Here is an 18,930-nt window from a genome sequence, read left to right on the forward strand (position 1 = left end):
TGGGCGGGCGGCGGGCGCTCGGCCCGCCGCCCGCGCGTGCCGCTTACTCGGCCTCGTCGTCCAGGAACTGCTGGAAGGCGGTGTGGGCCGTGTCGGCCGAAGCCGCGGCGTCCTTGCCGGTGATCGCGTCGACGATCGGCTGGCCGACGATCTCGCGGGCCTCGGCGACCTTCACCACCAGCGGCCGGTCATGGCCGACGCCGTTCTCGGTGCTGGCCGCGATGGCCTCGGCCAGGTCCTCGGGGAAGGTCGAGACGCCCTCGGGGTCGGCCCAGACCGAGGTGCGGGCGCCCGGCACGCCGGACTTCTGCTGGGCGAGCGTCTGCTCCTTGCCCGTGGCCCACTCGATGAACTTCCAGGCGTTCTCGGTGTTCTCGGAGGCGTCGTTGATGCCCAGCGCCCACGACGGGATGTTGTACGGCTTCGAGCCCGCCGGGCCGGCCGGGAACGGCGCGAAGCCCACCTGGTCCGACACCTTGGACTTGTCCGCGTCGGTGGCGTTCTTGTAGAGCGAGTTCGCCTCGGTGTAGAAGGCGGCCTTGCCCTGGGTGAAGATCGCCATCGCCTCGGGCCAGCCCATGTCGGTGCTGACGTTCGCGGGGCCGTAGTCCTTGATCAGCTCGCCGTAGTAGGCGTACGCCTGCTTGGCCGCGTCGGTGCCGACCGCCGACTTGCCGCTCTCGTCGACGAAGTCGCCGCCGAAGCTGTAGAGGAAGCTGGAGAACTGGGTGACCGCCGCGGACTTGCCCGTACGGGCGACGAAGCCGGCGACGTCAGGCTCCGACTCCTTGATCTTGGCGGCGGCGGCCTTCAGCTCGTCCAGGGTCTTCGGCGGGGCGCTCAGGCCGGCCTTCTCCAGCAGGTCCTTGCGGTAGTAGAGGACCTCCTGCTCGGTGATGATCGGGATGCCGACCGGCTTGCTCTCGTACGTGGTGGACTGCACCGGGCCGGGCTGGAAGTCGCTGAAGTCCCAGCTCTCGGACTTCACCCGCTCCGTGAGGTCGGCCAGGTACTTGTTCCTGGCGAAGAGCTTGCCCTCCTGCAGGGGCCGGTACATCATCACGTCGATGTCGGCCGAGCCGGCGTTGAGCTTGACGTTGTACTGGTCGGAGAGCTGGTCCTCGCCGAGCTGGGTGATCTCCACCTTGAGCCCGGTCTGCTTCTCGAACTCGGGCAGTGCCTGCTTGACGTTCTCCGTCCACACGTGGTTGGCCAGGGTGACCCGGACCGTGTCGGACGCACCGCCGCCGCCGTCGCCTCCGCCGCAGGCGGTCAGGCTCATGGCGACAACCACGGCCAGAGAAGTACCGGTTATCGATCGACGTCGCACGTCATCTCGCCTTTCTGGCATGGCCGCCGCCCCCCTGAAGGGCGCCACACTCGTCTAACATCTGACTAATGCCGGGATGTTAGGGCAAAAAAGCTGATTTATTCAAGGCTTGGCGTCAACTGATATGCTTTCAGCCGTGAACCAGTCCTCCCCAGGGGGCGCACCCACTCAGCGATCCCTTGCCGAGGCTGGGCTGCACGCACGAGTCCTCGACCATCTCGGCACCGCCATCTGCAACGGCGACGTGGCCGCCGGTTCCGTCCTGAGCATCGAAGACCTGGTCGACCGCTACCAGGTCTCCCGCTCGGTCATCCGCGAGGTGCTGCGGGTGCTCGCCTCCATGGGGCTCATCGAGACCCGGCGCCGGGTCGGCATCATGATCCAGGCCGCCGGCGCGTGGAGCGTCTTCGACCCGCAGGTGATCCGCTGGCGGCTCGCCTCCGGCGGGCGGATGGCGCAGATGCGCTCGATCACCGAGCTGCGGACCGCGATCGAGCCGCACGCCGCCTGGCTGGCCGCCGAGCGGATCGGCGACGACGAGGCGAGCGAGCTGGTCGGGCTCGCGGCCAAGATGTGGGCCGCGGGGAAGGCCGGCGACGAGTCACGCTTCCTCAGCCTGGACATCGACTTCCACCGCCGGGTGCTGGCCGCCTCGGGCAACGAGATGTTCGCCAAACTGCAACTGATCGTCGCCGAGGTGCTGGCCGGACGTCACCACTACCACCTGATGCCCCACTACCCCCACGAGCAGGCGCTGCAGCTCCACATCGACGTGGCCCAGGCGCTCCAGCGGCGCGACGGCGAGCGGGCCAGGCAGGCCATGGTCGACATCATGGAGCAGGGGTTCGCCGAGATGCGGTCGATGTGGGAGCGGACGGCCGAGCCCGGCGGCGTGTGACCCCGTACGGGGACCGCGTGTCGTGTCACCCCGTGACCGCTCCTAAGATCCAAGGGTGGCGAAGTACCTGGACGTACACCCGGACAACCCCCAGCCCCGACTGATCAACCAGGTGGTGGATCTGCTGCACGCGGACGGGCTGATCGCGTACCCGACCGACTCGTGCTACGCCCTGGGCTGCCGGATCGGCAACAAGGACGGCATCGACCGGATCAGGGAGATCCGCGGCCTCGGCGACGAGCACCACTTCACGCTGGTGTGCCGGGACTTCGCCCAGTTCGGTCAGTTCGTGCACGTGAACAAGGCCGTGTTCCGCCTGGTCAAGGCGGCGACTCCCGGCGGTTACACGTTCATCCTGCCCGCCACCAAGGAGGTGCCGCGGCGGCTGCTGCACCCCAGGAAGAAGACGGTCGGCGTGCGGATCCCCGACCACGTCGTCACCCAGGCCCTGCTGGCCGAGCTGGGCGAGCCGCTGCTGTCGAGCACGCTGCTGCTGCCCGACGAGACCGAGCCCCTGACGCAGGGCTGGGAGATCAAGGAGAGGCTCGACCACGCGGTCGACGCCGTCATCGACTCCGGCGAGTGCGGCGCCACCCCGACGACCGTCGTCGACTTCTCGCAGGGCGAGCCCGAGATCCTCCGTCACGGCACGGGGCCCGCGGACCTGTTCGAATAGCACCTTCAGTCGGCGGTCCGGGCGACGATCAGGCACGCGAACGCCGCGAGGGCGAGCCCGGTCCGTACGAGGTGCAGGTTGAGCCACCGCTGACGGATCTCGTCCCAGCCGGCGGGCAGCGCGTCGGGGTCCCAGGCGTTCGCGGCCTGGTTGAGGGGTTCCATCCCGGCGACGGTGAGGGCGACCGTGAGGACGACCAGGATCAGGGCGGCCGCGCTCAGGCCGAAGACGAGCCATCCGCGCTGCCATGACAGGACCGTGACGACGAGCAGGGCCGCGACGCTGATCAGCAGGAGCGGCGGCATGCGCTGGCCGTAGTCGGCGTTGAGCGCCTGCCAGTATCGGACGTACGCGGGCCCCGGGATCCGGCCGACGGACGGGGCGAGCACCACGAAGAGGACTCCGCCCGCGTACACGCCGACCAGTAACAGGGCCACCATCCTGGACGCGCTGAGAGCCAGGGACATCAGCATGCCTTCCTTTTGGCTGGATCAGCACTTTTTCATTAGAGATGAATCCAGTCAATAGATCTGGAAGCATGATGGCGATGACTGAGCCGAGGAAGCGCCGCTCGTACTCCAGCAGCCTGCGCCGCGAGCACGCGCGGGCGACCCGGCTGCGGATCGCGACGGCGGCGCGGGAGCTGATGGTCGGCAAGGGGTACGCCGACACCACGATGGCGCAGGTCGCGCGCGACGCCGGCGTGGCCGTCCAGACGCTCTACACGTCCTGCCCCGGCGGCAAGCCCGCGCTGGCGAAGCTGGTCTACGACATCACGCTGGCCGGGGACGCCCTGGCCGTGCCGCAGAGCGACCGGCCCGGGGTCCGGGCGATCATCGAGGAGCGCGACCCGGCACGCAAGCTGGCCCGGTACGCCGCGATGGCCACCTCGATCCTCCGGCGCGTCACCCCCGTGCACCGCGTGCTGCGCGCGGCGGCCGCCGCGGCCCCGTCCGACACCGGGCTGCGCGACGTGCTGGCGGGGATCGAGCGGGAAAGGCTGACCGGAAGCCGCGGACCGGCCGAGCATCTGCACGCCCTCGGCGCGCTGCGCCCGGACCTCGACCCCGGCAGGGCGGCCGCGCAGATCTACGTGCTCACCTCGACGGAGAACTTCGAGAAGCTGACCGAGGTGTGCGGGTGGAGCGAGGCCGAGTACGAGGAATGGCTCGCCACCGTGCTCGCGGCGGCCCTCCTCGCCCCCTGACCCCTACGGCGACTCCTTGACGAAGCCTCTTCCCTATCTGGAGTGCATAGTTTTCTCGGCGGAAAATCGGGTGACATTTCCTGGCGGGTGGCGGAAGGCTGGGCGTCGTCGATGAGTTTTGTCAGTGGCGTCCGTCAGTCTGTACATGACCACGACTTCCAGTGAGTCACAGTGCCGGGATGCCGGCCATGACCATGTCTCGCCTGACTATCCCGATCGAGGTACCGTGTCCAGCCGACTGCTCGACCCACCTGCCAAGCCCGTGGCCACCACCCCGGGCCGCACACCGGCCGTGATCCGGTTGCTGGTGCTCGCCACGTTCGTGGTCATCCTCAACGAGACGATCATGATCAACGCGATCCCCCAGCTGATGGCCGCGCTGCACATCACCGAGCAGACCGCGCAGTGGCTCTCGACCGCCTTCATGCTGACCATGGCGGCGGTGATCCCGATCACCGGCTGGTTCCTGCAGCGCGTCACCACCCGCGCCGCCTACTCGACCGCGATGGGCCTGTTCCTGGCCGGCACGGCGCTGGCCGTCGTCGCGCCGTCGTTCGAGGTGCTGCTGGCCGCCCGCATCATCCAGGCGTCCGGCACCGCCGTGATGATGCCCCTGCTGATGACCACGCTGATGCGGGTGGTGCCCCAGGAGGACCGGGGCCGGGTGATGGGCAACGTCACCCTGGCCATGTCGGTCGCGCCCGCGATGGGCCCGACGGTCTCGGGGGTGATCCTCCAGTTCGGGTCCTGGCGTCTGCTGTTCGCCGTGGTGCTGCCCATCGCCGCCCTGATCGCGTGGGGCGGCCTGAAGAGGCTGGAGAACGTCGGCACTCCCCAGCTCGGCAGCGTCGACTGGTTCAGCGTGGCAGCCGCCGCGACCGGCTTCGGCGGCCTGGTCTACGGGCTCAGCCGGTTCGAGGGCGGTGACGTCCGGGTGGCCGCCGCCATCGTGGCGGCCGGGCTGGCGACCATCGCCGTCTTCGTCTTCCGCCAGCTGTCGCTGCAGAAGCGCGGCGTGCCGCTGCTCGACCTGCGCACCCTGCGCCACCGCACCTACACGATCGCGCTGATCATGATGGCGGTGTCCTTCATGGCCATGCTCGGCTCGATGATCCTGCTGCCGCTCTACCTGCAGAGCGTCCGCGGGCTCAGCGCCCTGGAGACCGGGCTGCTGGTGATGCCGGGCGGCCTCGCCATGGGCCTGCTCGGCCCGGCCGTCGGCCGCCTGTTCGACAAGTACGGCGGCCGGGTGCTGGTCATCCCCGGCGCGATCGGCATCATGCTCACGCTCGCCGGCTTCACCCAGGTCTCGATGACCATGCCCTACTGGCAGATCCTCGGCCTGCACACGCTGCTGTCGGTCTGCCTGGCAGCGACGTTCACCCCGGTGTTCACCCTCGGGCTCGGCGCGGTCCCGCCGCGGCTCTACTCCCACGGCAGCTCGATCCTGAGCACGCTGCAGCAGGTCGCCGCGGCCTTCGGCACCGCGCTCGTGATCACCGTGATGAGCACGCGCTCCGAAGCGCTGGCGGCGGCGGGGGTCACCGAGGTGCTCGCCGACCTCGGCGGCATGCGGCTGGCCTTCGTGATCGGCGCGGCGCTGTCCGTGGTCGTGGTCGTCACCGCCCTGCTCCTCCCGGCCCGCGCCGCCTCCTCCGGCGAGGTGGACGCCGCGTAGGGCTCGATCGTCCGTACGGGGAAGCCCGCGTCAGGGCCACCAGCCCGCGACCACCTCGACGTCCTCGCGCCGGAGGGCGTCGTGCCAGACCGGGTCGCGCAGCAGCCGGGCCTCCCAGGACCGCACGACGCCGTCCGGTCCCTCGACCGCGTCCTCGCGTGACGGGTGCAGGAACAGCTCGCTCGTGCCCTCGGGGAGGGCTGCGAGCCGGCGGAGGTAGTCGTCCCGGAGTCGCTCGTACGCGCCGAGTTCAGATGCGGTGCTCCGGTTGGTCGCGATCGTCTCGGGGATGGCCACGCCGAGCGCGACGGCGTGCGCGACGGCGCGCTCGTGGAGGGCCGCGAGCGGCGGCGGGAGCGGCCCGCCGAAGTACGGCGCCGGGTCGCGGGGCAGCCTGAAGGCGAGGCCGTGGCGCGCGCACCACTCCAGCGCCTCGGCGAGCCACGACCTGCCGTGCAGGCCGTAGAGGGTGCCGGCGTGGGAGTCGGCGGCCACGGGGGTGAAACCCCGCTCCCGCATCCACCGCAGCTGCGCGTCCGCCTCCCCGATGACATCCTCGGCCTCCCCGCGAGCGCCCAGAGCCATCGGATCCTCGCTGAGCGTCCCGTCCGGTTCGACCAGGCTGGCCGCGCCGTCGAGCGGCCGCCACCGGGGGACGCCGCGCTCGCTCGTGAGCGTGACGTGCACCCGAGGCAGTACGCCGAGCTTCCGTACTTGTCCGGCCGCCTCCTCCGCGACCGGCGAGACGCAGATGAGCGTCGTCGCGCTGACATGCCCCTCGGCGAGCAGCGACACGATCACCTCGGTCGTCCCGCTCTCCCGCCCGAGGTCATCAGCCGTGATCACGACCCGGCGCCTCACCGCGGCCCCTCCACAGCCTCGTCCGCGACCCCGGATGACGGCTCCGCCACAGGCTTGACGGACGCCCCGCCCCCAGAACCGGGAGGCGGCTCCGCCGCCGCGCCGGGGGGTGGCCCATCCACCGAACCGGATGGCGGCCCGGCCACCGAACCGGTGGGTGGCTCCGCCGCCGAACCTGGAGGCGGCCCGGCCACCGAGCCGGATGTCCCGCCCACAGAACCGGAAGGCGGCTCCGCCGCCGAACCGAGGGGCGGCCCATCCACCGAACCGGATGGCGGCCCGGCCACCGAACCGGTGGGTGGCTCCCCCGCCGAACCTGGAGGCGGCCCGGCCACCGAGCCGGATGTCCCGCCCACAGAAGCGGAAGGCGGCTCCGCCGCCGAACCGTGTGGTGGCTCCGCGGCCGAGCCGGGGGATGGTTCGGAGGCTTCCGGGGGTGTTTCGAGGGGGACCGTGACGAAGCGGGCCGCGATCGCGCCGATCGTCGTCAGGATGAACGGGTAGACGCACAGGTACACGCGGAACGCGAGGCCGGGGTCGGCGCCGGGGTCGTCGCCGGAGTTGTAGCCGAAGAAGACGCCGAGCGAGGTGAGCGAGAGCCCGGTCACGATCCCGTTGAGCCGGCCGAAGAAGCCGAACGCCGACAGGAAGAGCCCTTCGCGGTGTTCCCCGTTGCGCGCCGCGTCGGCGTCCAGCACCCGCGCCACGATGAGGTCGTTCGTCGCGAGCATCCCCGACCACCCGGCCCCGACCAGCACCCCGGCGGCGATCGCGGTGACCAGGTCGGTGGCGAGGAACAGGGCGGCGAAGCTGGCCGCGAGGACCGCGAAGGCGACCCGCCAGGCCCACAGGGCGCCGCGGCGCGCGACGACGCGCGTCCACACCACGAGGCCGCCAGCCGAGACGAGGATGACGATGCCCTGCAGGTAGAGCGCGTTGCCGACCGGGAGCCCCAGCGAGTAGCGGACGTACAGCTGGATGCCCGAGAGCACGAGCGCCATGGCGATCCCGTAGCAGGCGCCGGTGAGCCCGACCGTCCAGAACATCCGGTTGCGCACGATCGACCACACGCTGCGCAGCAGCGGCGGCCGCTCGCGGGTGGAGTAGCGGGGGTTCTCGCGGGCGCCGAGCGCCATGAACACGATCACGACGAGCGCGATCACGCCGTAGATGATCGCGGTGGTCTGGAAGCCCTGGGTGGTCTCCTCGGTGCCGAACACCTGCGTGGTGAGCAACGGGGTGACCGCGAGCGAGATGACCAGCGCCACGAGCTGGAAGCCCTGGCGCAGCCCGTTGGCGACGGCGCGGTCACGCTCGCGCGGGTAGAGCTCGGGGAGCAGCGCTCCGTAGTTGGCGTTGAGCATCGAGTCGAAGGCCTCGCAGAGGATCGCGAACACCGCGAACCAGAGCAGGAGGCCGATGCCGTCCAGCGAGGCCGGTGCGGAGAAGAAGCCGATCATGCAGGCCGCGAGCATCGGCGCGCCGACGAGCAGCCACGGCCGGCGCCGGCCGAACCGGCTCCGGGTGCGGTCGGAGAGGTGGCCGAGCACGGGGTTGTCGATCGCGTCGATGATCGCGTAGATCACCATGACCACGCCGTAGGCGCGCACGTCGAGCCCGAGGATGTCGACGTAGAAGAGGATCATCGATCCCTTGATCATGTTGATCGGGATCGATGTGCCGAACATCCCGATGGCGTAGCGCCACGCGGGCGTCCGCGCCGGAGCGGGGGCCGTACCGGGCCGGGACAAGCGATCACCTTCCCTGCTGATGCGACGCCCCACCGGATGCAACGCTCGATGGCTGCTCACACGTGTTCGACAACTCGCATAAGAAGATGCAGACAAGTGCCGTACGGCGTCAATAGCTGGGATCTTGCCGCGCACATCCGGCCCGGCACGACAAGATCGGATCGGGGCAGAATGTACATCAACGTCCCCATTAACATGCTTCTGTACGCTCGGTGGGCGCGGAAGCCCCAGACCTGCCGGACTGTCCGCACCCCCACGGAGATCTCCCCGCATGGACCTCGCCACGCGCCGGCGCCGGCACGCCCTCTTCCTGTTCTTCTTCCTCCCCGGGATCGCGCTGTCGTCATGGGTGACCCGCACCCCCGACCTCCGCGACCGGCTGGAGGCGTCCACCGCCCAGATGGGCCTGGTGCTGTTCGGCCTGTCGCTCGGCTCGATGATCGGGATCCTGTGCTCCGGCCGCTTCGTCTCCCGTTACGGGACCCGGCCGGTCATCGGCGCGGGCACCGGGCTGATCGTCGCGAGCACGGCGGTCATCGCGGCGGGCGCCCTGACGTCGTCCGCGCTCCTGGTCACGGCGGGCCTGTTCGCGTTCGGCGCGGGCATGGGAGCGGGCGAGGTCGCCATCAACGTCGACGGCGCCGACGTCGAACGCATCAGCGGCACGACGACGATGCCCACCATGCACGGCTGCTTCAGCCTGGGCACCGTCATCGGCGCCTGCGCGGGCATCGCGGCCACGGCCGCCCGCCTCCCGGTCCACTGGCACCTGGCCGCGGTCACCGTGATCACCGCCGCGATCCTCTGGTACGCCATCCGCGCCATCCCCGCGGGCACCGGGAGGAGCCTGCCGGACGAGACCCGCACCGGCCGGTCGAAGCCGCAGGTTTGGAAGGACGGCAGGCTCCTCCTGATCGGCGCGATCGTGCTGGCGATGGCCCTGGCCGAGGGTGCCGCCAACGACTGGCTGCCGCTGCTCATGGTGGACGGGCACGGCTTCAGCGCCGCGTCCGGCTCCCTGGTCTACACCGGGTTCGCCGCCGCCATGACCGTCGGCCGCTTCTGCGGCGCCTTCTTCCTGGACCGCTACGGGCGCGCCGCCGTCATGCGCGCCAGCGCCGTGTTCGGGGCGCTGGGCCTCCTCGTGGTGATCTTCTCGGACCACGCCGTCCTGGCGGGGACGGCGGTGCTGCTCTGGGGCCTCGGCGCGTCGCTGGGCTTCCCCGTCGCGCTGTCGGCCGCGGGAGAGTCGGGACCGGACGAGACCGCGCGCGTCAGCCTGGTGGCCACGATCGGCTACATCGCCTTCCTCGTGGGCCCGCCCGCGCTCGGCTTCCTCGGCGACCACTGGGGTCTGCGCGCGGCCATGCTGGTGGTGCTCGCCTTCGTCGTCTCCGCCGTCTTCCTGGCGCCCGCCGTCGGCGCCCGCTCTCCCGCGGCCTCCGCCGGCGATCAGCGCAGGTAGACGTCGGGCTGGGGTGGGGTGCCCATGCCGTCGCCGATGAAGAAGCTCGGGTGCGGCGGCTGGTTGTAGGCGGTGTTCTGCCAGGCCAGGGCCACCCGGTACTGCGGGTCGTGCAGCAGGGTGTGGATCTTGGTGGTGGTCGCGTGGGGCGTGGAGTAGATCCGCAGGGCGCGGTCGTCGGTGGTGGGCCAGATGACCTCTTCACGCCAGTCGCCCAGGATGTCGCCCGACAGTGACGGGGTCGCCTTGGTGCCGTTGTTGCTGTGCACCCCGGAGGCGGTCAGCAGGCGGGTCTCGCCGCCGGTGCCGTACTTGTCGATCCGGGTCTGGTCCAGCAGCTCGCGCACCGGGTCGCCGTCCCACCATGACAGGAAGTTGGCCGAGGACGGCTGGCGGCCGACCACCGTGCCGGAGGTGTTGCGCAGCCCGTTCTGTCCCGCGCCCGCGGCCCAGGACTCGGCGCCTGAGCTGCCGGCGTAGACGTCTCCGGCCACGCCGCGGCCCGGTCCCTCCCCGTCGGACCCGGAGCCGGTGCCGGTCTGCCACAGCACCTGGCCGTTGCGGGCGTCGACCATGTACAGGCCCGGCCGACTCGCCGACTCGGAGATCTTCACGTACTCCTGGCCCGCCCTGGCGGGGTTGAGGTCGCCCAGGTGGGCGGCGTCGCCGTGGCCCCATCCGACGTTCCAGAGGCCGCGGCCGTTGTCGTCGATGGCGGCCGCGCCGTACACGATCTCGTCGCGTCCGTCGCCGTCCACGTCGCCGATGGTCAGCGCGTGGTTGCCCTGGCCGGCGTACGAGCCGTTGCCGGAGGCGTTGGAGTCGAACGTCCAGCGCTTGACGAGCGCGCCGGCGCGGAAATCCCAGGCGGCGATCACGCTGCGGGTGTAGTAGCCGCGGGCCATGATCAGGCTGGGCCGCCGGCCGTCCAGGTAGGCGGTGCCGGCCAGGAACCGGTCCACCCGGTTGCCGTAGTTGTCGCCCCAGGAGGAGACGGTGCCGCGGGGCGGGTCGTAGTTCACCGTGGACATGGCGGCGCCGGTCTGGCCGTTGAACATGGTCAGATACTCGGGGCCGGACAGGATGTAGCCGCTGGAGTTGCGGTGGTCGGCGCTCGCGACGCCGATGACGGTGCCGCGGCCGTCCACGGTGCCGTCTGCGGTCTTCATCGCGACCTCGGCCCTGCCGTCGCCGTCGTAGTCGTAGACCTGGAACTGCGTGTAGTGCGCGCCGGCGCGGATGTTGCGGCCCAGGTTGATCCGCCACAGGCGGGTGCCGTCCAGCTTGATGCCGTCGATGTAGACGGGGTCGGTCACGCCGGACTGGGAGTTGTCCTTGGAGTTGTTCGCCTCCCACTTCAGCACCAGGTCCAGGCGGCCGTCGCCGTCCAGGTCGCCCACGCTGGCGTCGTTGGCGTGGTGGCCGCCGCTGGGCGGCGAGATGGGCACGTCGAGATAGCCGCTCGCGAACCGGAGCGCGGGCTCCGAGGCCGGGCCCTCGGTCCCGCCGGTGACCGGGCGCACCGTGTAGGAGGCGTCGCTCGCCGCGCCGGAGTCCAGGTAGTTGGTGGAGTTCGTGACGGTCGCGACGCGCGTGCCGCCCCGGTAGACGTTGAAGGACGTCGCGCGCGCCTCGTTGCCCAGCAGCCGCCAGGAGACCAGGTTGCCGCTGCCGGAGCGGACGCTGATCAGGCCGCGGTCGAGGTCCTCGGCCTGCTTGTTCCCCTCGGGCACAGGCGTCTGCGTGACGGTCGGGGTCACCGTGGGGGTCACGGTGGGGGTCGGCTCGCCGGGGTCGCCGGTGCAGGTGACGCCGTTGAGCGCGAACGAGGCGGGAGCGGGGTTGCTGGAGCCGTTCCAGGAGGCGTTGAAGCCGAACGTCGCGCTGCCGCCCTGCGGGATCGCGGCGTTGTGGCCGGCGTCCACGGCCCTGACGGCGGAGCCGTTCTGCGTGGCGGTGGCGTTCCACGCCTGGCTGACCTGCTGCCCGGCGGTGAACGACCAGTCGAGGCGCCAGCCGTCGACCGCCTCGCCCACGTTCCGGATGGTCACGTTGGCGGTGAACCCGCCGGGCCACTGGGCGGCCACGGCGTAGTCGACCTCGCACGCCACCGCCGCGGCGTGCGAGGGGAGGGCGACGGCACCCGCGACCACCAGGCAGACCGTGCTGCCGAGCGCCGCGACGAGGTGCGTGGGACGGGATAAACGTTTCATTGAGCGTCCAATCAGAAGGGAGGTTTCGATGGACCGCTGAGCGCCTACACCGTAGAAATCCCCTGCTCAGAGTTCAATCGTGGCCGGGCTCTCCTGACGGGCCGGGTTGTTACCTTTCAGGTCAGAGCGGCGGGCCGGGCGCGGAAGCATGAAACTTTCGGGATCGGCGCGCTCAGCGGCGGGGCGCCGCCGTCGACTCGCGGACGACCAGCCGCGGCCGGTAGACGAGCTTCTGGTGCCGGTGACCCGGCCGGGCCTCGTCCAGGAGCAGCTCCGCCGCGACCCGGCCCAGCTCGCGCTTCGGCTGCCACACCGTGGTCAGCGGCGGGGCGAGCTGCGCGGCGAACGCCACGTCGTCGTACCCGACCACGGACATCTCCTGCGGCACCGCGATCCCCCGTTCGCGCAGGCCGCCGATCACCCCGAGGGCCGCCGCGTCGTTGAGGCAGAGGATCGCGGTGGGCGGGTCGGCGGCGCTCAGCACGTCCTCCAGCGCCGCCGCTGCGGTCACCGTGATGTCGGGCGACGGCACCCGGACGTCCAGCACGCCCCTGCCCGGGTCCAGGCCGGCCCGCTCGAACGCCCTGCGCACCCCGGCGTGGCGCTCGGCGGTCTGCTGCACCTCGATCGACGCGCCCAGCAGGGCGATCCGCCGGTGCCCCAGCTCGATCAGGTGGGTGGCGACCTGCTCGCCGCCCCACTGGTTGTCGATCGACACCGAGCACAGCCGGCCGTCGGACCTGTGGTCCAGCAGCACCACCGGGACGCCGCGCCCGGCCAGGGTGACCAGCGGGTCCAGGTCGGTCTCGACCGGCGTGATGAGCACCCCGCGCACGCCCTGCTTCTCCAGCTCCTGGAGGTAGTGCTGCTCCCGCCCCGGCTGCAGGTCGGTGCTGCAGGTCATGAGCATGCAGCCGTCCTGGAGCAGCCTGTCCTCGACGCCGCGGCACACCTCGGTGAAGAACGGGCCGGCGATGTCGAGGGTCACCGCGCCGACCAGCGGGCTGGGCGCGCCCCGTAACCGCCTGGCGGCGTCGTTCGGCAGGTAGCCGACGCGCTCCATGGCCGCGTGCACGCGCCGGCGCGTCTCCTCGGCCACGAGCTCGGGGTTGTTCAGCACGTTGCTCACGGTCGTCGGGGAGACGCCCGCCTCTTTCGCGACCTGCCGCATGCCGGCGCGGCGCGGCGCGGAAGCGGCCGAAGCGTCCCGGATCACCGCAGCACCATATCCGGGGTCATCTCACCCGGCCACGGCCTTGAGCGACGCTTCGAGGATGTCGACGCCGGTGTGCAGCTCGTCGTCGGTGATCGTGAGCGGCGGGGCGATGCGGAAGATGCCTCCCATGCCGGGCAGCTGGACGATGTTCATGTGCAGGCCCCGTTCGAGGCAGGCCGAGGTGACGGCGTTGCCCAGCGCGTCGGCGGGCGCCTTGCTCCGCTTGTCCTCCACCAGCTCGATGCCCTGGAGCAGGCCACGGCCGCGGACGTCGCCGACGACCTCGTACCTGTCGCGGAGATCGAGCAGCCGGTCGGCGAGCCGGTCGCCGAGCCGTGCGGCGCGCTCGACGAGGGCGTCACGCTCGATGACGTCCAGCACCGTCAGCGCGACGGAGGCGGCCAGCGGGTCGGAGACGTGCGTGGTGTAGAAGAGGAAGCCCCGGTCGTGGCAGACCTGCTCGATCTCGGCGGTGGTGACGACGGCCGCCACGGGCAGCCCGGCTCCGAGGGTCTTCGACAGCGTCAGGATGTCGGGGGCGACCCCGTCGCGCTCGAACGCGTACATGGCGCCGGTGCGGCCGAGGCCGGTCTGCGCCTCGTCGAGGATCAGCAGCATGCCGCGCTCGTCGCACAGCTCCCTGAGGCGGCGCAGGTAGCCGGGCGGCAGGTCGATGATCCCGCCCGACGACAGGATGGGCTCGACGAGACAGGCGGCGAGGCTCCCAGCCGACTGCTGGTCGACCAAGGCGAAGCCGTAGGCGAGCTCCGCCTCCCAGTCGTGCGACCCGTCGGAGGACCGGAACGGCGACCGGTAGGCGTTCGGCGCGGGCAGCGCGAGGTTGCCCGGCGTCGGCGGGCCGTAGCCGCGCCGCCCGGCCGAGAAGGTCGCCGAGGCCGCGCCCTGGGTCATGCCGTGCCACGAGCGGTCGAAGGAGACGATCTCGTAGCGGCCGGTGGCGAGCTTGGCCATCTTGATCGCGGCCTCGTTCGCCTCCGCCCCCGTGGTGAGCAGCAGCATCTTGCCCAGCGCCGGAGGCAGGGTCGCGGTGAGCCTGGCGGCGAGGTCCACGACCGGGGCGCTGAGCATGCCGCTGTAGAGGTGGCCGAGCGACGCGACCGCGGACGAGACGGTGGCCACGATGTCGGGGTGCGCGTGGCCGAGGATGGCGCTCATCTGCCCCGAGGTGAAGTCGAGGATCGGCCTGCCCTGGCGGTCGAAGACATGCGCGCCGGAGGCCCGTTCGATGACCCGCGGGGTGAAAGTGCCTCCGTAGCGGACCAGGAGGCGGTCCGCCTCCTCCCAGAACGTCGTGTCCATCGCCAGTCCTCTCCGGCCGCGCCGAGACGCCGCGTGCCTCGCCCGTGGCCATCTTCGATCAACGGCGGGAGCCGTCACAAGCCCGCGCGCAGCCGCCCGCCCGCGGCGGTCTCATTCTGTCGCCCGCTGCTGCTAGATCTTGCACCGCCGAACCCGCCTCCGACAGGGACGATCCGCATGCACCTCTCCCCCCTCGCGCAGCGCCTTCTCAACCTGCTCACCGGCACCGCGAACGACCCCACCCACTGGCCGGACGCCTCCCGGCTGAGCGTCGGGTTCGTCGGGCTGGGCGGCTCGCCGATCCCGGACGGCGACGGCATCCCGTTGTCGGTCCGGTACGCGCTCGGCGAGCCTACCCGGCAGGTGCTGGTCGCGCCGGCCCGCGAGCTGGTCGGGCGCCTCCTGGAGGACGGGCGGCGGTCGGACGACCCCGTCATGGTCGTGGTGGCGGCGGGGCTGGCCGGCATGGACGCCGAGGTGCGCGCCCGGTTCGCCGGGGAGCGCGGGCCGATCGCGGTCGCGGAGCTGGACGTGCTGCTCGGCTGGGACGTGGAGCGGCGGTCGCTGTTCTGGGAGGCGGTGCGGCCGGACGTGCCGCCGCCGCCCGGCCTGGCCGCCTGGCTCGGCGGCCTGCCCGGCTACCCGGAGTTCGCCCGGACGGCTCTGGAGACGGCCGCGGCTCGCGTCGCGGCGATCCAGGCCGACGAGATCCCGTACGAGGCGGAGAAGGCGTTCGGCAGCGGGGAGAAGGCGGCCATCGGCCGGGCCGTGCGGCTGGCCCTCATGCGGGACGAGCCCTGGCTGCCCGGGTTGCTCGACACGCTGGTGCGCGGGGTCGCGGTGGCGCCCACCGGGGCCGGGACGCTGCCTTCCCAGGCGGTGCTCTTCGAGATCGCCCGCGCGGCCGAGGAGCACCCGACCCCCGAGGTGGTCTCCGCGCTCCGCGCCGCGGGCCGGGCCACCCGGCACGCCGGGGTGCCCAGGCAGCTCGCCCGCATGCTCAAGCGCGTCGAGCCCGCCCTGGCCGACCGGCTGGAGGTGGCGTTCCGGCTGCCCGACGGGCCGGTGCGGCAGACCGTCGGCGAGCACACGGCGGTGATCTCGGCCGACGACGAGGTCGAGCTGTCATGGTGGCACGGCGACCGGAAGCTGAAGACGGTTCCCGTGGCGGTCACGCGGGAGCACCCCGAGGAGGTCGGGCGGCTGCGCGAGCTGGTCAAGCGGACCCGGCAGCAGCGGGCCACCCTGGTCAGGGCGCTGGAAGCCGGGTGCGCCGGCACGTCGGCTCCGCCGTACCGGCTGCTGGAGGGGCATCCGATCACGGACCGGCTCATCTGGGAGTTCGAGGTCTCGCCCGGCGTGTGGCGCGCCGAGCTGGGGCTGACCGTGCCGGACGTGCCGGTGCGGCTGTGGCATCCGGCCCGCGCGCGGGCCGAGGAGGTGCGCGCCTGGCGGGAGGTGGTACGGGGCGAGGAGCTGCGCCAGCCGTTCAAGCAGGCCTTCCGCGAGGTCTACCTGCTCACGCCGGCGGAGGAGGCGAGCGGCGTCTCCTCCCACCGGTTCGCCGAGCAGGTGGTGCGCTACCGCAGGCTCCGCGCGCTGTTCGAGGAGCGGGGCTGGACGTCCGCCTTCCTGGGGGCGTGGGACGGCGCCGAGCTCGACGGCGACGCCCGGCGTGTGATGGCGGGCGGACGGTGGCGGGCGAGGCTGAGCCACCACCTGTACGACGAGGACCACGCGATCACGGGAGAGGTCGGCTTCGACCGTCTCGTGGAGGGCGGGTGGCGCGCCGCGCCGCTGACGGACGTGCCGGCGCCGGTGTTCAGCGAGGCCATGCGCGACGTCGACCTGTTCGTGGCCGCCTCCTCCGGCCGATGACCCGCCGTCACCCGGCGGCTCCATGCTTGATCGACGCGGCTCGGTCGGGGGACGGCGCCGGCCGGGGCACGGAGGCCACCAAGGCGCGCGTGTAGGGATCGCGCGGCCGCGCGAACACCTCCGTGACGTCGCCCTCCTCCACGACCCGGCCGTCCTTCATGACCAGCACGCGATCGGCCACGTGATGGACCACACCCAGGTCGTGGGAGATGAACACCATCGCGGTGCCGTACTCGGCCTGGATGTCGGCGAGCAGGTCGAGCACCTGCGCCTGGATCGAGACGTCGAGCGCGGAGACCGGCTCGTCGCAGACCAGCACGTCGGGGCGGGGGCCGAGGGCGCGGGCGATGGCAACGCGCTGGCGCTGGCCGCCGGACAGCTCCCTGGGGTGGCGGGCGGCCGTCCCGGGCGGCAGGCCGACGCGGGCCAGCAGGTCGAGGACGCGCTCGCGGCGTCCGGCCCGGGGCAGGCGGAGCGGCTCGGCGATCAGGCGGCCGACGGTGTGGCGCGGGTCGAAGGAGTCGAGCGGGTTCTGGGAGACGAGCTGGATGCGGGGGCGCAGCGGGCGGCGGGCGCGTTCGGGCCGGCGGCTCCACGGCTGCCCGTGCAGGGTGACCTGGCCGGCGCCGGGTTCGAGCAGGCCGAGTACGAGCCGGGCGAGCGTGGTCTTGCCCGACCCGGACTCCCCCACGACGCCGAGCGTCTCGCCGGCGTGCAGGGTGAAGAAGACGTCGTGGACGACGCGGCGGGAGCCGTACGAGCGGGCGAGCCCGGTCCCGGCGAGGACCCGGGCGGACAGGTCAGGAGTGGCACGGGCGCGCGGGGCGCCGGTGGTGAGGCGGGTGCCGCGGGAGGCCGCGGACGGGACGGCGGCCAGCAGCGCCCGGGTGTAGTCGTGGGCGGGCGCGGACAGCACGTCGCGGGCGGGCCCCTCCTCCACGATCCGGCCGTCCTTCATGACCAGGATGCGGTCGGCGATCGAGGCGACCACGGCCAGATCGTGGCTGATCAGCAGCAGCGCGGTCCCGGCGGCCCGGCGCTCGGCGAGCAGCCGCAGGATCTGGGCCTGGACGGTGACGTCGAGCGCCGTGGTCGGCTCGTCGGCGATGATCAGCGGCGGGTCGGCGGCGATGGCGGAGGCGATCAGGGCCCGCTGCCGCAGCCCGCCGGAGAGCTGGTGGGGATACTGACCGGCGCGGGTCGCGGGCTCGGGGACGCCCACCGCGTCCAGCAGTTCCAGCACCCGGTCCGCGCGGCGGGCCCGGGGCACGACGTCGTGGACGGCGAGCACCTCGGCGATCTCGGCGCCCACCGTGCGCAGCGGGTCCAGCGAGACCAGCGCGTCCTGCAGGACGAGTCCGGCGAACCCGCCGCGCAGCCGCCGCCAGTCGGCCGGGGTGAAGGCGAGGGCGTCCCCGCCGGACACCCGGAACGCCCCGGCCCGCACCTCCGAGCCGGGTCCGGCGAGGCCGAGCAGGGTGCGGGCGGTGACGCTCTTGCCGGAGCCGGACTCGCCGACGATCGCCACGCACTCGCCGGGCGCCACCGACAGCGAGATGCCGCGCACGACCTCGGCGCCGCCGAAGCTCACCCGCAGGTCCTCCACGGTCACCAGCGAGGTCATGGTGTCCTCCCCTCGAAACGGCGTTGCAGGCGGCGTCCGACGACGGTCAGGCAGACGACGGTCAGCGTGATCGCGAGGCCCGGGAAGAACGCCTCCCACCAGGCGACCCGCAGGTAGTTGCGGGCTTCGGAGAGCATCGCGCCCCACTCGGCGGCGGGCGGCTGCGGTCCCATGCCGAGGAAGCTGAGCCCGGAACCGGCGATCACGGCCTGTCCGAGTCCGATGGTGGCCAGGACGGGGATCGGGCCGAGCACGTTCGGCAGCACGTGCCCCGCGGTGATCGCCAGGCGGGAGCGGCCGAAGGTGACGGCCTGCTCGACGTAGCCGGAGCGGCGGACGACGAAGGTCTGGGCGCGGACCACGCGGGCGTAGCTGGGGATCTGGGCGACGGCGATCGCGAAGATCACGTTCATCGTCCCCGGGCCGGTGATCGCCACGATGAGCAGGGCGAGCAGCAGTTCGGGCAGGGTGGACAGCACGTCGAACGAGCGGGCCAGCGCCTCGTCCAGCCACTTCGGCGACAGCCCGGCGGCCAGGCCGAGCAGCACGCCGGAGGTGACGGCCAGGACGGTGGCGGCCACGCCGATGCTGATGGAGTGGCGGGCCCCGTACACGACCCTGGCCAGCACGTCGCGGCCGAGGTGGTCGCTGCCGAACCAGTGGGCGCCGCCGGGCGGGGCGAGCGCGTCCATCGGGTCGGCGGCCAGGGGGTCGGCGGCCGTCAGCAGACCGGGCGCGGCGACAGCGAGGGCCAGCAGCACGAGAAGAGCACCCGGTACGAGCCACCCCAGGACGTTCCCGCGCACAGCAGGA

Annotated in this window: 15 protein-coding genes; 6 read left to right on the top strand and 9 right to left on the bottom strand. The window is 72.2% G+C overall.

All coding sequences use genetic code 11. The features are described from left to right. Positions 1-43: 43 nt before the first annotated feature. Positions 44-1,282 carry an ABC transporter substrate-binding protein gene (locus ACIBF7_RS21105; RefSeq protein WP_397197892.1) on the bottom strand — a complete coding sequence of 413 codons (1,239 nt, stop codon included), beginning with the start codon at positions 1,280-1,282 and terminating at the stop codon, positions 44-46. 184 nt (positions 1,283-1,466) lie between these two features. Here ACIBF7_RS21105 and ACIBF7_RS21110 point away from each other — a divergent pair, with 184 nt between their 5' ends. Continuing rightward, positions 1,467-2,228 carry a FadR/GntR family transcriptional regulator gene (locus ACIBF7_RS21110; protein WP_222709044.1) on the top strand — a complete coding sequence of 254 codons (762 nt, stop codon included), beginning with the start codon at positions 1,467-1,469 and terminating at the stop codon, positions 2,226-2,228. 55 nt (positions 2,229-2,283) lie between these two features. After that, positions 2,284-2,904, top strand: a complete 621-nt coding sequence (locus tag ACIBF7_RS21115; RefSeq protein ID WP_148033098.1) for an L-threonylcarbamoyladenylate synthase — start codon at positions 2,284-2,286, stop codon at positions 2,902-2,904. A 5-nt stretch (positions 2,905-2,909) separates the two neighbouring features. Here the strand turns inward: ACIBF7_RS21115 and ACIBF7_RS21120 are convergent, their stop codons facing one another. Next, positions 2,910-3,371 (bottom strand): anthrone oxygenase family protein, encoded by a 462-nt coding sequence (locus ACIBF7_RS21120; protein WP_397197893.1) that lies wholly within the window; start codon positions 3,369-3,371, stop codon positions 2,910-2,912. A gap of 80 nt (positions 3,372-3,451) precedes the next feature. Here ACIBF7_RS21120 and ACIBF7_RS21125 point away from each other — a divergent pair, with 80 nt between their 5' ends. Both ACIBF7_RS21125 and ACIBF7_RS21130 read left to right on the top strand, forming a co-directional pair. After that, positions 3,452-4,111, top strand: coding sequence for a TetR/AcrR family transcriptional regulator (locus tag ACIBF7_RS21125; RefSeq protein ID WP_397197894.1), 660 nt, complete (start codon positions 3,452-3,454; stop codon positions 4,109-4,111). Positions 4,112-4,337: 226 nt separating this feature from the next. Continuing rightward, positions 4,338-5,789, top strand: coding sequence for an MDR family MFS transporter (locus ACIBF7_RS21130; protein WP_364234871.1), 1,452 nt, complete (start codon positions 4,338-4,340; stop codon positions 5,787-5,789). Between the two features lie 30 nt (positions 5,790-5,819). On the opposite strand, the gene ACIBF7_RS21135 is transcribed toward ACIBF7_RS21130, so the two are convergent. Next, a complete protein-coding gene (locus ACIBF7_RS21135) occupies positions 5,820-6,635 on the bottom strand; it encodes a ChbG/HpnK family deacetylase (RefSeq protein ID WP_364234868.1) in 816 nt (271 codons plus the stop codon). 11 nt (positions 6,636-6,646) lie between these two features. Beyond that, positions 6,647-8,401 carry an MFS transporter gene (locus tag ACIBF7_RS21140; RefSeq protein WP_364234866.1) on the bottom strand — a complete coding sequence of 585 codons (1,755 nt, stop codon included), beginning with the start codon at positions 8,399-8,401 and terminating at the stop codon, positions 6,647-6,649. A gap of 271 nt (positions 8,402-8,672) precedes the next feature. Here ACIBF7_RS21140 and ACIBF7_RS21145 point away from each other — a divergent pair, with 271 nt between their 5' ends. Continuing rightward, entirely contained in the window at positions 8,673-9,866 is a 1,194-nt protein-coding gene (locus tag ACIBF7_RS21145) for an MFS transporter (protein ID WP_397197895.1), read from the top strand. Here the strand turns inward: ACIBF7_RS21145 and ACIBF7_RS21150 are convergent. The 3 genes from ACIBF7_RS21150 to ACIBF7_RS21160 form a co-directional block, all read right to left on the bottom strand. Then, positions 9,854-12,079, bottom strand: a complete 2,226-nt coding sequence (locus ACIBF7_RS21150; RefSeq protein WP_271276394.1) for a cellulose binding domain-containing protein — start codon at positions 12,077-12,079, stop codon at positions 9,854-9,856. The two genes, ACIBF7_RS21145 and ACIBF7_RS21150, sit on opposite strands and share 13 nt — an antisense overlap. 172 nt (positions 12,080-12,251) lie before the next feature. Further along, positions 12,252-13,295, bottom strand: coding sequence for a LacI family DNA-binding transcriptional regulator (locus ACIBF7_RS21155; RefSeq protein ID WP_148033105.1), 1,044 nt, complete (start codon positions 13,293-13,295; stop codon positions 12,252-12,254). A gap of 24 nt (positions 13,296-13,319) precedes the next feature. Then, positions 13,320-14,615 (bottom strand): aspartate aminotransferase family protein, encoded by a 1,296-nt coding sequence (locus tag ACIBF7_RS21160; RefSeq protein WP_271276395.1) that lies wholly within the window; start codon positions 14,613-14,615, stop codon positions 13,320-13,322. Between the two features lie 177 nt (positions 14,616-14,792). Between ACIBF7_RS21160 and ACIBF7_RS21165 the strand changes: the two genes are divergently transcribed. Then, complete coding sequence (locus ACIBF7_RS21165) at positions 14,793-16,493, top strand: DUF4132 domain-containing protein (protein WP_271276396.1); 1,701 nt, start codon at positions 14,793-14,795, stop codon at positions 16,491-16,493. A gap of 7 nt (positions 16,494-16,500) precedes the next feature. Here the strand turns inward: ACIBF7_RS21165 and ACIBF7_RS21170 are convergent, their stop codons facing one another. Next, positions 16,501-18,117: a dipeptide ABC transporter ATP-binding protein gene (locus ACIBF7_RS21170; protein WP_397197896.1), complete on the bottom strand. Its 1,617-nt coding sequence runs from the start codon at positions 18,115-18,117 to the stop codon at positions 16,501-16,503. Beyond that, entirely contained in the window at positions 18,114-18,923 is an 810-nt protein-coding gene (locus ACIBF7_RS21175) for an ABC transporter permease (RefSeq protein WP_397197897.1), read from the bottom strand. Before ACIBF7_RS21175 ends, ACIBF7_RS21170 begins: the two co-directional genes overlap by 4 nt. Positions 18,924-18,930 lie beyond the last annotated feature (7 nt).

This window comes from Nonomuraea sp. NPDC050478 (assembly GCF_044458265.1).
In the GTDB taxonomy this organism is placed as follows: Bacteria; Actinomycetota; Actinomycetes; order Streptosporangiales; family Streptosporangiaceae; genus Nonomuraea; species Nonomuraea ferruginea.